This window comes from Nisaea denitrificans DSM 18348, assembly GCF_000426505.1.
In the GTDB taxonomy this organism is placed as follows: Bacteria; Pseudomonadota; Alphaproteobacteria; order Thalassobaculales; family Thalassobaculaceae; genus Nisaea; species Nisaea denitrificans.
On the sequence record NZ_AUFM01000001.1, the window covers coordinates 1 to 12,647 of the forward strand.

Below are 12,647 nucleotides of genomic sequence, written 5' to 3' on the forward strand. Positions count from 1 at the left end.
CCATCATCGGCATCTGACCCATCATGCCACGGTCCATCATCGGCATCTGTCCTTGGCCGCTGCCCTGAGAGTCGGGACCGTGCGCGATAGCCGACGCGGCCACCGATACGATAAAAACCCCTGCCAATGCCAATTCGGGTAACTTCACTGTCAGTCTCATGGCGTCGTCCTTTCATGGATGCTGTGCAAAAAAAGATCACCGCTTTCATGGAACTTAGGTCAGTTGTCGAATGCGTACATTGATTTGGGTCAAGGTCTTGGAGGATAGTGTCCCAAGATGTGATGTATGAGACATTCTGGCGCCAATCTCCTGCGGTTGATGAAGCAGTTGAATGTATTCAGGTTTGCACAGCCCCTCGACGGTTTTAAGTGTCATGCATCGGCGTGTGACGGCCTATTCGACACTGCAGGATGAGAAGCTGCCGGAAATCCTTAAGCGGCGAATAACGGTAGTTCGACTGGCGAAACATAGGGTTTTCGCTGTTTAATGCGCGAAATTACGGCCCCGCGCTGATCCGCGCCGCCGGCTTTCTGCCAATGACTTACCAATGGTGCGCATTCGCCGTCCGCCATCGTGAGCACATAAGCACTTCCCAGACGCCTCCGTGCGGATAGGCGCCGGCGTAAAACACAAGCGGCGGTACGGTATGCTTCATCCAGATTACGAGCTATAGAAACAACATCCCGCAGTTTGGATCCGTGTCGGCCAAATCGTGACGTCACTGTAATGACGCCAAATAGATCACGATCGATCTCAATCTCGTAAACCCGATTGCGGTTTCGCTCGGAATCAATGAGGCGCAGACGAAGGTAAACAAGTGAAAGCATGATCAAATTTTATCATGCCAAGAACAAAACATGAATCAGCTAATTTGGTTTTTTTGCTTCTGATTGTTTTCGCAATCTATCGGGCTGATTTCTTAAGGTCGATAAAAAGCAACGGTTGGCCGTTCCGTGGAATAGTGACTGTCGCTCTGGTGCGTCTGGCGGAAATGGCGGTCGACCGGCCAGATCTGGTCTAGTGCGCCTACATCACTTTCCTCCCCTTTCGGCGCGGCTTCCTCTCTCTGGCCGGGGTCATGAATTGGGCTACCCGCCGCATCTTGGCCTGGCGGAGGCCGAACCACCATGCATGCCAGCTTCTGCGTTAAAGCCTTGGATGAAGCCCTCGCCAAACGCGACGCGCCTGAGATTATGAACAGGGATCAGGGCAGCCAGTTCACGAGTGCCGATTGGATCACGACGCTCACCAAGTTTCAGGACGGTTTCCAAGCGCGACAGGTCATCGAAGACTGGATCACGTTCTACAACACCAAGCGGCCTCGCTCCGCGCTTGAACACAGAACACCCGGGGAAGCAAATTGGGGCGGCAAACCCGAAACGCAGGCAAGATTAAACCTAAACCGGATACACCCTGAACTTTGGCGACTTGTCCAGGTTGCCGAGCCCATTTCATTTGCGGCACAACTGATTGTGCACCGCTTCTTCACATTGGCTCGGAGAATGGCTAAAGGTCCGTGTTATAGTACGGAGTCAAGTATCCGTATTTGAATGCGGCAGCTACCCGATGCGGCCGAGGGCCGGAAAAGCATCGAGGAGCCAATAGGACAGCACCGAAAGCTGCCCTGTCATCATGGCTATCCCCATCGCGACCATGACCAGTCCCGCCACTTGATGCAGCCGCCGACCAATCTGGCCAATGGTGCGTAACCGCCGTGTCAGACGATCTGTAAAGCCGGCAGCAAGGAGGAACGGGATACCCAATCCGGCAGAATAGATGGCAAGCAGGGCGATGCCTTCCGGGACGGTAGCCGATGCGGCGCTGGCTGTCAGGATGGCACCGAGGATGGGCCCGATGCAGGGAGTCCAGCCAAAGCCGAAGGCGAGGCCGAGGACATAAGCAGAAAGAGGCCTTCCACCCGGAACGGACAGGTGGAAACGGATATCTCGTTGCATCATTGTGATCTTTGCCATGCCAATCATGAACAGACCGAACAAGATTACGATAGCACCGCCCACAAAGTTGAGTTCATACCGGTAACTCAGCAGCACCTGGCCGATCGCGGTCGCGCTTGCGCCTAGCACCATGAATATTGTGGAAAACCCGACGACGAAGTAAAGGCCCATCCTAACAGCTTGTCGTCGACGATCCGACGGCTCGATATCCATCGAACTCGCCGTATGCCCGGCGACATAGGAGATATAGCCGGGCACCAACGGCAGCACACAGGGCGAGACAAAGGAAACTGCGCCGGCAAGAAACGCAGCTATCAGTCCGATCCCGGACAGTTCAAACATTGACGGTCCCCTGACTTCGGCGGACGGTCGGGAGCACCCTTGCAAGACTGAAACCGGTGAGAGGGACAACGATCCATTGCAGCACCGGGCTGAGCCCGGCACCGAGAACCGGGATCACCGGCATCAGGTCGCGATAGGCCCAGGCTTCCCGTATTTCGATGTTCAACCACTCACTGAAAATCGTATAAACGAGTCCGAAGACGACCGCGCCCGCAACGACAGGAATTCTGCGTTCCGCGGGCCATGCTCCCTTACCGAAAAGGAACAGGGACAGCATGACTGCGCTGAGCGCGATCAGGATGTCTCCGCCAGTGCAGTGGACCGCAGCGAACACAAGCTCACCCGTCGTTCCAGTTAGCCAGATCGTGTAGAGCGGCAGATGTGCGAACTCCCAGATCAGATGCGCGACTGCGGTGAAAGCGAAATACCGGCGCAACGCGGCTAGCCAGTCACGCCCCGCCACCATCTCTGTCTCCGACCGCGCTGTCACCGGAACGCTCCGAGCAACCGGTCCAGCAGCCCGGGTTCGGGCGGTCGCGCGTTCGTCAAGCCGTTGATGTACAGCACTGTGTTGATACGCCCGAAGCCCGGCCCATGAAAGATGCCCGCATGTCGCCCGCCTTGGTCGAGTATATGGACCATGGGCGCATCCGTCCCGTGCGCGGAGAGTGCGGCGAATGCCCTGGCGGCCTCCGCCACCGTGCCATCGGTGGGCGTCGCACGACGCCAGTTTCCGGCTTGCCAACCCGGATCATCCGCCGCCTCTCTGCCCATTGTCACGAACAGGACCATGTCGCGCATCGGTGTGATGTTAACCGCTTCCTGAACCCCCTGCAAAAGTGCCTGTTGATTGGCGCAGGGCGCACCGCAGCCCTCCGGTGCAAAGCTGAGCACGACGATACGGTTAGCGAAATCTACCAGATTGAGGCTGGCGCCCTCGGCTCCGGTCAGCGCCCGCGGCGGCAGGCGGCGTAGGTCGGTTGGCTCGAAGCCCGGCTCCTTCTTGGCCATCACTTCGTCGAGTCGTTCGCCAGGATGATGCGCGTCAACCGGTGCGATGCCCGCAATCAGCATCGCGGCGACAAGTGTGAGGAGCCTCATCAATTTGCCTCCGGCGCTGTGAATGCGACGCTGAGGATCGGCACCTCGACGGTAATGTCACCTGCGTGCTCGAAGCTGAGGGTCAGCGGAAACTGTCCGCCTTCCTCGAGTTTGGCCGTGAGCCCCATCAGCATCAGATGCATGCCGCCGGGTGCGAACCGCACCGTCTGCCCCGCCCGAAGGTCGAGTGCATCGAGATGGATCATGCGCGTTATGGCGTTGGTATCCGTCTCGGAGGCGTGCATCATTACCTGACCGGCTGCCGGTGTTGTGGCCGACAAAAGCCGGTCGTCCATGTCGCTGACGAGGGTCAGGTAGGCGGCTCCCGGGCGGGAAGCGAGAATGCTGGCACGCGCCCAGGGGTCGGTCACGACCACCTCCGCCAATACTGCTATGGGGAATACGGCAAGAGAGGCCGCTGCAAGAAAAAGCTTCATTCGGCTCTGTCGTCCTTCTTGATGCGCACGGAAATCTCTTCGGCGAGTTTCTTCGGCGGCTGATCACCCTCCCGGAAGATGGTTTCAAATCGGCCATCGGGACGCATCAGGTAGATATATCCGGAATGCGCCATGAGATAGCCGTCTGGCGCGGCGGCATCCTCGGCCCGCTCGTACCAGACCAGGAAGTTGGCAGCAGCCTCGGCGGTTTGTGCTTCTGTTCCAGTCAGGCCGATCAGACGGGGGTGGAACGCCGCAACATAGTCAGCCATCACGTCGACCGTATCGCGTGCCGGATCCACGGTAACGAATATCGGCGCGACGCGGTCTGCCTCCGGTCCCAGCCAATCCATGATGCTGGCCATATAGGCAAGTGTCGTCGGGCAAATGTCAGGGCAGAAAGTGAAGCCAAAGAAGACCAGTTGCCAGCGCCCGGCATAGGCGTCTGCCGTCACCGTGCGACCGGTATGTTCGGTCAGCGTATAAGCGTTCAGGATCGCGGCCTCGCCCGTTACACGCGGCGCCGGGAGATCGGAAGGGGTCAGGGCGCGCCAGAGAGCCGCGCCGCCGAAAGCCAGAACGGATATAGCAACGGCCGCCCAGAGCAGGCGCCGGATACGTCGCAAGACATCTGAGTTGGACGTGGTGTGCATCGGATCGTGTCCTTCAGGGTGGTCGCCCGGGCGGCGGCGCAGCCCGGGCGTCTTGATGTCAGCCGCCCTCGGGCGCTGTGGTCGTGTCCTGATCGGCCGGGGGCGTCGCACTGTCGGGATGGGCGGGTTGATGATGCGCCATCTGCTGCATCATGTCGGTGCAGGCCTCCATCATCGGACCCATGGCCTGCATCATCTGCATCATGCCCTGCATATCGCCGCCCATCATGCCCTGCATCGGCTCCTTGGGCATGTCGGGGCCATTGGCCTGCGCCAGAGCCGCAGAGGTGGTGAGCCCGAGGCCAAGAACGGCGGCTAATGCGTGTTTCTGAATCGTTTTCATTGGATTGCTCTTTTTGGTGGGGCGAGGATCACTCTCTCGCAGTTTCCGGACCAGCGTCCGAATTCTTTTGGGTGGCGCAGGATTTCGAGCCACCCATCATGCAGAGACCCAATCCGCACATGGCGGCGCAGGGGGCGACGGCAAGGATCAGGGGGGCAGCGCCGATCGCGGCCACCCAGCCCCAATTGAGCCACAAGCCTGCTCCTATCAGCGCCATAGCGCTGAGGATGAGGCCGCGGCGTCCGAATGGAATCGAGAAGCCCCTCGGTCGGATGGTGTCCTGGTCATAAGATATGTTAGGCATGATCATCTGTTCCTTTCAGCGATGATGGTCTGGAATTGTGCGATCGCCCCTGCGCTGTCCCATTCGGCGGGACCCATCAGGCGACCGCGTTCGAGCCCCTGCCGGTCGATCAGCAGAGTCGTGGGCAGGCCAATGACGGCAAGGGCGCGCATCGCGCGTATGTCTTCGGCGAGGTACTGGCCCAAATGTAGGATGCCAGTCTCGTCGTAAAAGCGCAGCACCGGCCCAAGCCCCGCACGGTCAATGGAGAGGGGAAGGACGTGGAAATCGTCACCGCCAAGCTTCGCCTGCAGACGGTCAAGTGTCGGCATCTCCTCGCGGCAGGGCGCGCACCAAGTGGCCCAAACGTTCAATAAAACAACGCGGCCCCGAAAATCCGCCAGCGTCAGGTCCCGCCCGTCGCCATCCACGAAGGGCATCGAGAGCATCTCGCGCGGGGTCTCGTGCAACGGCATCAATGGTCGTGCGGCGGCGGGCGTGGCGGCAAATGCCAGCGCACCGGCAAGCAGGTCACGCCGCCTCATAATCCGTCCTCGGCCTGCAACCGGCGGACGACGGGCAAGATCTCGTCCTCCAGCGCGCGGCGGTCAAAGGCGCCAACATGCTTATAGGCGATACGTCCTTCGCCATCGATAACGAAGGTCTCGGGCAGGCCGTAAACACCCCAGTCGATGGAGACGCGCCCGTTCCGGTCGGCGCCGGTCCGGGTATAGGGGTCGCCGAGCTCCGCGAGAAATCCGAGCGCCGCGTCGGGAGCGTCCTTGTAATTGATCCCGTGGATCGGAACAGTCCCGGTCTGGGCCAGTTCGACTAGGAGGGGCATCTCCACGCGACAGGGCACGCACCAGGAAGCCCAGACGTTCACGATGGAGACCTGGCCGCGCAGGTCCTCCGACGAAAGACCGTTGTCGCGCCCTTCGATCGGCGGCAGGGCGAAATCTGGCACTGATCGCCCGATCAGCGTCGAGGGCAGCCGGTCGTCCTTGTTCCAGAGCCCCCAGTATAAGGCGGCGAAGAGCAGCGCAGCGATGGCGAGGGGGATTATCGCGAGCAACCTTCCGCCCACAGGGCGAGCGACATGACGGGCTCCGTCGCTCATGACCCGCCCTCGTCATTCGCCGTCACTTCGGCCTGGAATCCGCGCTCGCGCTCGGGCCAGGTGCTCTTGATGAAGGCTAGGACTGCGACGATTTCGTCATCGGAAAGGATGCCCTCGAAGGCGGGCATGTCGCTCTCGTAGCCAGGCACGATGGCGCTCACACCGAGCTTGGTTATGGTGAACAACTGGCGGTCGGCATGGTGCCAGGTATGGCCGTTCGCATCGTGCGGAGGCGCGGGCATACGACCATTCTCGTTCCGCCTGCGCCAGTCGGGCTGGCCTTCCAGGTTTGCCCCGTGGCAGGAGGCGCAATTGGCGGCGTAATCCTCCTGCCCAAGCACTAGCTGCGCCGCGGTGACCGTCTTGCCGAGGAAAGTCAGGCTCTCGACGTCCGTCGCTTGTTGAGCCGCCGCGTTCCAGCCTGCCGCACCGATCGCCGCCACAACAGCGACGGCCGCTGCGATGGGAGCCCGGCGTGTCATTCGGGCCTCCGCAGATATCTGATCAGCGCTGCCGTCGCGAGGACCAGCACCACGATCAGCAGCAACAGGACGAGTCCGCCACCCAGCATCATGCCCATCATGGACCCGCTCATCATCTGGCTCATACAGTCGCCCATCAGCCTGCCTCCCAGTTATCTTCGCGCCATGCAGCCAACCCGGCGAGGTAGTGTAAGAATTCAGCGCCCGAGCCTGTCTGCGGGGTGAGTGTGATGTCATTCATCGGCATAGACCGTCACTCCTTTGGGTCCGAATGAGTAAGTGCGTAGCGTGCCGGTCTTCTCAGGCGCCATCCCCGGTGCGTTGGCGGGCATGCCGGGCAGCGTAATGCCAGTGATTTCGGGACGTTCCTCAAGCAGCCGCTCGATGAGCTCGGCGGGAACCAGACCGCTGACGACATAGCCGTCGATCTTGGCAAGGTGGCAGCCCACTCCCTGCTTGGGGACGCCCGCGGCGACAGAGCGGGCCACGAAGTCATGATCATCGATCACGGTGACCTCGAAGCCTTCCGCCCGCAGGTATTCGGCATAAGCGTCGCAGCAGCCGCAGCTGGGACTGCGCCAAATGGTCATGGGCTCGGCTGCGAGCGCCGGGGTTCCTAAAGCCAGGAAAATGGCCAGGGCGAGACGTTTCATGTGATGTCCTTTCACGTGGTCGGGAGCGCAGCCCATGAGGCCCCGCTGTCATGACTGAGGATCACCTCGTCTGCGGTGATGGCGGCGATCCGGGATGGCTCGGTCGGGTGAGCGGCGAGCGCGGGCGCGACGTGGCCCGATCTATGCGCCCAGTTCACCCCGCTATCGGAGGACGCCCAAAGTCCCGAGGGCAGCGCCGCAGCGAGCCGTTCTGGGGCAGCCATTGCCGAGGTCAGAGCCAATACGGGCTCGCCCTCGGGCAGCGGAGTCTCTGGCGCGGGCGGCGTTCCCGCGACCAGCGCATCCATCGCGTTCCCCGCCACCACGTCCTGCCAACGGCAGAAGCAGTCGGGAACGCGGGTCAAGCCGCGCTCGGTGCCGGCGTAGATCCAGATGCCGCCCATGCCTGAGGCGAGATTGACAGAGGCGATCGTCAGCACCTCGCGCTCAGCATCGGCGATCCAGGGACGGTCCATCACGAAGGACCAGTTTTCCCCCGCGTCTTCGCTGCGCCATAGCCCGTCGCCCGCGACGGCGGCATAGACCGTGTCCGGAGCGCCCGCCGCGGTGGCAACCGCCGTCACCTGCGGCATCGGCAGGCCTCCCGATGCCGGGTGCCATGTCCGGCCGCCATCGTCTGACCGATCGAGACCGCCGCCCTCCAGCGCCGCGAAGAGCCGCCCGGTCCGCGCGGGGTGACAAGCAAGCGCCCGGATATGGGCGCGTGGCGTGGGAAATGTTGCCGAAGCGCCACCTGACAAGTCATGCCGCCACACCTGCGCGCCCGCGACGACAAGCGCACCGCCGTCAAAAGCCAGTGCGGATGCCACGGCGCCCCCGGCATGCGCCCACCGCGCCGGAGACAGCCCAGAGAGGACCACACCGCCCAGCATGGCCAATGCTTGGCGTCGTCCGAGCGGAGATCCGGTCCTTGAGTGCTCGTTCATCATCGCTCTCCCCTCAGGCCACACGGATCACCCCCATCATCCCGCCCGCCTGATGCTCGAGGATGTGGCAGTGAAACATCCAGTCGCCAGGATTGTCGGCGACGAACGCGATCTCGACCCGTTCGCGCGGGGCCATCAGCACGGTGTCCTGCCATTCGCGATGTGCGGTGGGCGTGCCGTCGCGGCTGAGCACTCGGAAGGAATGGCCGTGCAGGTGGATCGGGTGGTGGAACGCCGTGGCGTTGGTCATGGCGATAACGTGGGAGGCATCGCGCTCCAGCGTCAGCATCGGGTCGAGGATATGGCCTTCGGCCGCCACGCCGTTGACAAACCAGATGCCGCTATCGTGCATTCGGTTCATCATACCCCTCATGCCGCGTCCGTTAGAAAGGCCCATCTTGCGCTCGACCATCCCGCCCATCATGCCTCCAGTGAAGGTCACCTCATGACGATGGGCGCGCCCGATGTTTGGTTCGGGGAGGTGGTTCGGGGCCAAATCCATGGACCAGTCGGGCTGCGCGTCGCGGAGCGGCGTCTCCGCTACCGTCAGATCGACGAGGGCATAGGCGTCCTTTGCGAAGAACCGGTCGATGACGGAGACCGTCGCACCCGGCTCGGTGGTTACGTCGATCATCAGGTCTGCGCGCATGGCCGGACCGAGGACCAGCCGCCCGCCGGGCACCGAGTGCGGCGCGACCGGTTGGCCGTCGAGCGCGATCACTTGCGGCGCAAGATTACCAAAATCGAGCGCGAAAATGCGAGCATTGGCAGAATTGATCAGGCGGAGCCGGATCCGTTCCCCCGCTCGTACTGGCATCGCGTCGGGGACCCGACCGTTGATCGTCACCGTATTGCCTAGCCGTCCGCCGTGGCTCATATCGTGGAAGTCGCCGAAATCCGCAGCGATTGATGCATCCTGCGTCAGGCGCCAGTCATCGAGCACCCAGACCAGTTCACGGTCCACGCGCGGCGGGGTCGCTTCCTCGACAATCAGCGGGCCGTAGAGGCCTCGACCGACCTGCTCGAAGCTTCGCTGGTGCGGGTGATACCAGAACGTGCCGGCATCGACCGCGTCGAACTCGTAGACGAAGCTCTCGCCCGGCACGATCGGGGGTTGCGTCAGGTGCGGCACGCCGTCCATGGCGTTCGGCACCCGCAGTCCGTGCCAGTGAACCGTCGTGTCTTCGGCAAGTGCGTTGTCGACCACGATGCGGAGCCGCGCGCCTTGGCGCACCCGGATCTCGGGGCCGGGCACGGTGCCGCCATAGCACCAGATGTCGCTCTCGCCCCAGGGGTAGGGCGCCAAACGCGCCCGACCCGGTGCCGCGCGCAGGGTGAAGATACCGGGCGTGTCAGCCCATGCGGGGCGCAGAGCAAATGCTGTGCCGGACGCGGCGCTGCCAGCCAGAAAGCCGCGGCGCGATAGCGTCGGTGATAATGCAGATCTCATGTATCTCTCTCATCTGATGCATGCCGTTGGTCTCGCGCACATGGCGCAAGGGCTGCGCGTCTCCTGGCGTCCGTCAGGGACTCAGAGAAGACGCGACGGTCGCACACCCGCCCTCGCGGGAGGTGTGTCGTCGGATCAGATGAAGGGTCGAGGAGGAAATGGGTCCGGCGGCGCGCGCAGCCCGCGAGGAGTCGTCATGCCGAGAAGGTGGTCCTGACGCAGCAATGGTGCTGCGGGCTGCGCGATGTCCACGCCTTTCAAGACGGCCGTGACAGGCGCCGTACAAACAAGGTCGCATAGCGTGTTCGCATCGCTGTCGCCGTCCTCGGGGCAACCCTGACAGTCGGGCATCGACATCTCGCCGCCCTCAGACATCGCGATGTCCAACGCCATCGCGTTCGCACTCACCGCGTGCGTGACCGTGCCTAGGGCAAGAAGCGCCACTAAGGCTGAAAGAAAGATGACTCGGACCTGCGACATAATTAGAGGGTGGCTTCGCAGAAGGCATTTATCCAGCCACTTTTTTGTGATGGGCCCCCGTGTCATCCTCGGCTGGCGGCAAACGCGCGCCCGGATCAGCATGACGCGGTCTCTTGTGGGACCGCCATCTCGCGCGGTCCAGTCGAGGCCGCCCGCTCGTCCATGACAGGGCGCAAGCGGCGCAGGCGCAGCGCGTTCGACAGAACGAAGACCGAGCTTAGGGCCATCGCCCCGGCCGCCAGAACCGGCGACAATAGCTGCCCGAAAGCCGGGTAAAGCACGCCCGCCGCCACTGGGATCAACGCTGTGTTGTAGCCGAAGGCCCAGAAAAGGTTCTGCCGGATGTTGCGCATCGTATGGCGGGAGACCTGAAATGCGTTCACGATGCCTCGCAGATCACCCGACATCAGCACGACATCGGCGGATTCGATGGCGATGTCGGTCCCGGTCCCGATCGCGATACCGACATCCGCATGGGCCAGCGCGGGCGCATCGTTGATCCCGTCGCCAACGAAGGTCACGCGCGCGCCGCCCTCGCGTAGACTGTCGAGCGCCGCAATCTTGCCATCCGGCAGCACGCCCGCGATTACCGTGTCTATCCCGACCTCCCGAGCGATGGCCTCCGCCGTTTCGCGCTTGTCGCCGGTGACCATCGTCACGCGCAATCCCGCCGCATGCAGTGCGCGGATCGCCCTGGCACTCGACGGTTTGACCGGGTCCGCCACGGCGATCACCGCTGCGACTCGCCCGTCGATTGCAGCGTAAAGCGAGGTGCGGCCCTTTGCAGCGAGATCGGCCTCTGCCCTAGCAAGGTTACCGGGATCCAGCTCCTCGCGCGCCATCAAGCGGTCCGCCCCAACCAGCACGTCACGTCCCGATACGCGGGCACGCACACCATAGCCGGTGATCGATTCGAACTCCTCCACCTTGGCGCGCGCGGCCCCCTCAACCTGCGCTGCGCGGGTGATTGCCTTGGCAACGGGATGTTCGGACTGGCTCTCGACCGCAGCGATCAACGACAAGACTTCATCGTGCTCAAACCCGTCTGCCAGCACCAAATCGGTCATTTCAGGACGCCCTTCGGTCACTGTGCCTGTCTTGTCTAGCGCCACCACATCGACGGACGCCAGCGCCTGCAGCGCGTCGCCCTTGCGAAACAGCACTCCCATTTCCGCCGCGCGCCCGGTACCCACCATGATCGAGGTTGGCGTGGCTAGTCCCATAGCGCAGGGGCAGGCAATGATCAGCACCGATACTCCGGCCACCAGCGCCAGCGTCACGTCGTGGTTCGTGCCGACCGTCAGCCATATCGCTACGGTGATCGCGGCCACGGCCATGACGGCCGGCACGAACCACGACGTGACCCGGTCGACCAACCCCTGAATCGGCAACTTGCAGCCCTGCGCTTCTTCGACCATACGGATGATCTGCGCTAGGGTCGTATCCGTGCCCACCCTCATCGTGCGAATGTGCAGGCTACCCGATCCATTGACCGTGCCGCCCGTTACCGCGTCGCCCTCGGCCTTGGCCACCGGTACGGGTTCACCGGTGATCATGCTCTCATCGACATATGCCTCGCCGCTCAAAACCTCACCGTCCAGCGCGATGCGCTCGCCTGGGCGCACTAGCAGGATGTCGCCAACGCTAATACCGTCAATCTCGACCTCCTCCGCCTCTCCATCGCGGATCACGCGGGCCGTGCGGACCTGAAGCCCCAACAGCCGCTCGATAGCTGCCCCGGTCCGACCCTTTGCGCGCGCCTCAAGCCACCTGCCTAGAAGGATCAGCACGACGATCACCGCCGCCGCTTCGAAATAAACCGCGCGCACAGCCTCGGGCAGAAGGCCAGGCAGGAATGTAGCGACCACCGAATAAGCCCAAGCAGCACCAGTGCCGACCGCGACAAGGCTGTTCATATCCGGCGCCCCTCGCAGCAGCGCGGGAATGCCCTTGGCAAAGAAAACCCACCCCGGTCCCCCGAGGATGATCGTTGTCAGCGCGAACTGGAAATACCAGCTTACCTGCTGCCCGATCGCGCCAGTTATCAGCTCATGCACCCCAGGAATCAAATGACTGCCCATTTCGATCACGAAGACCGGCAGCGCCAGCATGGCGGCGATCATGGTCTTGCGGGAGATCAGCCGAGCATCTTCCTCCTTGCGTGCCGCTGCCGAGATGCCCTCGCTCGTCTTTGCCAGCTCCGCCGGAAAACCAGCCGCGCGCGTCGCGGTCAAAAGATCTTGTGGGTTCACGACTCCCTCGGCAACCGTCACCACTGCGCTCTCTGCGGCGAGGTTTACGTTGACGTCCAGAACGCCGGACAATGCGCCGAGAGCGCGATCCACCCGGCCAACGCAAGAGGCACAGGACATCGATGTAAGGGTCAGTTTCACGGTCCGG

The 12,647-nt window shown here is 62.6% G+C and carries 17 protein-coding genes; 1 reads left to right on the forward strand and 16 read right to left on the reverse strand.

All coding sequences use genetic code 11. From position 1 onward, the window contains the following. Positions 1-432: 432 nt before the first annotated feature. The gene (locus K328_RS27125) at positions 433-828 is read right to left on the reverse strand and encodes a WGR domain-containing protein (RefSeq protein ID WP_156901122.1); all 396 of its coding nucleotides are present in this window, start codon (positions 826-828) and stop codon (positions 433-435) included. Positions 829-1,128: 300 nt separating this feature from the next. Between K328_RS27125 and K328_RS25445 the strand changes: the two genes are divergently transcribed. Continuing rightward, a complete protein-coding gene (locus K328_RS25445) occupies positions 1,129-1,551 on the forward strand; it encodes an integrase core domain-containing protein (protein ID WP_028464221.1) in 423 nt (140 codons plus the stop codon). 9 nt (positions 1,552-1,560) lie between these two features. Here K328_RS25445 and K328_RS0100020 read toward each other — a convergent pair whose 3' ends face one another. The 15 genes from K328_RS0100020 to K328_RS0100095 form a co-directional block, all read right to left on the reverse strand. Beyond that, on the reverse strand, positions 1,561-2,298 hold the full coding sequence (locus K328_RS0100020) for a cytochrome c biogenesis CcdA family protein (protein ID WP_028464222.1): 738 nt from the start codon (positions 2,296-2,298) through the stop codon (positions 1,561-1,563). After that, the gene (locus tag K328_RS21820) at positions 2,291-2,788 is read right to left on the reverse strand and encodes a hypothetical protein (protein ID WP_205620551.1); all 498 of its coding nucleotides are present in this window, start codon (positions 2,786-2,788) and stop codon (positions 2,291-2,293) included. The genes K328_RS0100020 and K328_RS21820 overlap by 8 nt, the downstream gene beginning before the upstream one ends. Then, on the reverse strand, positions 2,785-3,399 hold the full coding sequence (locus K328_RS0100030) for a hypothetical protein (protein ID WP_028464224.1): 615 nt from the start codon (positions 3,397-3,399) through the stop codon (positions 2,785-2,787). The genes K328_RS21820 and K328_RS0100030 overlap by 4 nt, the downstream gene beginning before the upstream one ends. Continuing rightward, positions 3,399-3,836: a copper chaperone PCu(A)C gene (locus K328_RS0100035; RefSeq protein WP_028464225.1), complete on the reverse strand. Its 438-nt coding sequence runs from the start codon at positions 3,834-3,836 to the stop codon at positions 3,399-3,401. Before K328_RS0100035 ends, K328_RS0100030 begins: the two co-directional genes overlap by 1 nt. Then, positions 3,833-4,489, reverse strand: a complete 657-nt coding sequence (locus K328_RS0100040; RefSeq protein WP_028464226.1) for an SCO family protein — start codon at positions 4,487-4,489, stop codon at positions 3,833-3,835. The genes K328_RS0100035 and K328_RS0100040 overlap by 4 nt, the downstream gene beginning before the upstream one ends. A 58-nt stretch (positions 4,490-4,547) precedes the next feature. After that, positions 4,548-4,832 carry a hypothetical protein gene (locus K328_RS21825; protein ID WP_036552883.1) on the reverse strand — a complete coding sequence of 95 codons (285 nt, stop codon included), beginning with the start codon at positions 4,830-4,832 and terminating at the stop codon, positions 4,548-4,550. A gap of 306 nt (positions 4,833-5,138) precedes the next feature. Then, on the reverse strand, positions 5,139-5,660 hold the full coding sequence (locus tag K328_RS0100055) for a TlpA disulfide reductase family protein (RefSeq protein WP_028464228.1): 522 nt from the start codon (positions 5,658-5,660) through the stop codon (positions 5,139-5,141). After that, on the reverse strand, positions 5,657-6,235 hold the full coding sequence (locus tag K328_RS0100060) for a DsbE family thiol:disulfide interchange protein (protein ID WP_028464229.1): 579 nt from the start codon (positions 6,233-6,235) through the stop codon (positions 5,657-5,659). The genes K328_RS0100055 and K328_RS0100060 overlap by 4 nt, the downstream gene beginning before the upstream one ends. Continuing rightward, complete coding sequence (locus tag K328_RS0100065) at positions 6,232-6,717, reverse strand: c-type cytochrome (RefSeq protein ID WP_028464230.1); 486 nt, start codon at positions 6,715-6,717, stop codon at positions 6,232-6,234. The genes K328_RS0100060 and K328_RS0100065 overlap by 4 nt, the downstream gene beginning before the upstream one ends. Next, the gene (locus K328_RS26530; RefSeq protein WP_156901123.1) at positions 6,714-6,854 is read right to left on the reverse strand and encodes a hypothetical protein; all 141 of its coding nucleotides are present in this window, start codon (positions 6,852-6,854) and stop codon (positions 6,714-6,716) included. Before K328_RS26530 ends, K328_RS0100065 begins: the two co-directional genes overlap by 4 nt. Positions 6,855-6,950: 96 nt before the next feature. Further along, complete coding sequence (locus K328_RS0100075; RefSeq protein WP_036552885.1) at positions 6,951-7,370, reverse strand: DUF411 domain-containing protein; 420 nt, start codon at positions 7,368-7,370, stop codon at positions 6,951-6,953. A gap of 11 nt (positions 7,371-7,381) precedes the next feature. Further along, entirely contained in the window at positions 7,382-8,317 is a 936-nt protein-coding gene (locus K328_RS0100080) for a beta propeller repeat protein (protein WP_205620552.1), read from the reverse strand. Between the two features lie 13 nt (positions 8,318-8,330). Then, on the reverse strand, positions 8,331-9,767 hold the full coding sequence (locus tag K328_RS0100085; RefSeq protein ID WP_028464233.1) for a multicopper oxidase family protein: 1,437 nt from the start codon (positions 9,765-9,767) through the stop codon (positions 8,331-8,333). A gap of 135 nt (positions 9,768-9,902) precedes the next feature. After that, complete coding sequence (locus tag K328_RS0100090) at positions 9,903-10,349, reverse strand: hypothetical protein (RefSeq protein WP_156901124.1); 447 nt, start codon at positions 10,347-10,349, stop codon at positions 9,903-9,905. Next, on the reverse strand, positions 10,343-12,640 hold the full coding sequence (locus K328_RS0100095) for a heavy metal translocating P-type ATPase (RefSeq protein ID WP_425411505.1): 2,298 nt from the start codon (positions 12,638-12,640) through the stop codon (positions 10,343-10,345). Before K328_RS0100095 ends, K328_RS0100090 begins: the two co-directional genes overlap by 7 nt. Positions 12,641-12,647 lie beyond the last annotated feature (7 nt).

What these genes read in the sequence shown, in the direction of transcription:
- K328_RS0100075 (WP_036552885.1), bottom strand. Translation starts at nt 7,370, where the DNA reads ATGAAACGTCTCGCCCTGGCCATTTTCCTGGCTTTAGGAACCCCGGCG.
- K328_RS0100055 (WP_028464228.1), bottom strand. Translation starts at nt 5,660, where the DNA reads ATGAGGCGGCGTGACCTGCTTGCCGGTGCGCTGGCATTTGCCGCCACG.
- K328_RS25445 (WP_028464221.1), top strand. Translation starts at nt 1,129, where the DNA reads ATGCATGCCAGCTTCTGCGTTAAAGCCTTGGATGAAGCCCTCGCCAAA.
- K328_RS27125 (WP_156901122.1), bottom strand. Translation starts at nt 828, where the DNA reads ATGCTTTCACTTGTTTACCTTCGTCTGCGCCTCATTGATTCCGAGCGA.
- K328_RS21825 (WP_036552883.1), bottom strand. Translation starts at nt 4,832, where the DNA reads ATGAAAACGATTCAGAAACACGCATTAGCCGCCGTTCTTGGCCTCGGG.
- K328_RS26530 (WP_156901123.1), bottom strand. Translation starts at nt 6,854, where the DNA reads ATGGGCGACTGTATGAGCCAGATGATGAGCGGGTCCATGATGGGCATG.
- K328_RS0100030 (WP_028464224.1), bottom strand. Translation starts at nt 3,399, where the DNA reads ATGAGGCTCCTCACACTTGTCGCCGCGATGCTGATTGCGGGCATCGCA.
- K328_RS0100065 (WP_028464230.1), bottom strand. Translation starts at nt 6,717, where the DNA reads ATGACACGCCGGGCTCCCATCGCAGCGGCCGTCGCTGTTGTGGCGGCG.
- K328_RS0100090 (WP_156901124.1), bottom strand. Translation starts at nt 10,349, where the DNA reads ATGCTGATCCGGGCGCGCGTTTGCCGCCAGCCGAGGATGACACGGGGG.
- K328_RS0100020 (WP_028464222.1), bottom strand. Translation starts at nt 2,298, where the DNA reads ATGTTTGAACTGTCCGGGATCGGACTGATAGCTGCGTTTCTTGCCGGC.
- K328_RS0100035 (WP_028464225.1), bottom strand. Translation starts at nt 3,836, where the DNA reads ATGAAGCTTTTTCTTGCAGCGGCCTCTCTTGCCGTATTCCCCATAGCA.
- K328_RS0100040 (WP_028464226.1), bottom strand. Translation starts at nt 4,489, where the DNA reads ATGCACACCACGTCCAACTCAGATGTCTTGCGACGTATCCGGCGCCTG.
- K328_RS0100060 (WP_028464229.1), bottom strand. Translation starts at nt 6,235, where the DNA reads ATGAGCGACGGAGCCCGTCATGTCGCTCGCCCTGTGGGCGGAAGGTTG.
- K328_RS0100080 (WP_205620552.1), bottom strand. Translation starts at nt 8,317, where the DNA reads ATGAACGAGCACTCAAGGACCGGATCTCCGCTCGGACGACGCCAAGCA.
- K328_RS0100085 (WP_028464233.1), bottom strand. Translation starts at nt 9,767, where the DNA reads ATGAGATCTGCATTATCACCGACGCTATCGCGCCGCGGCTTTCTGGCT.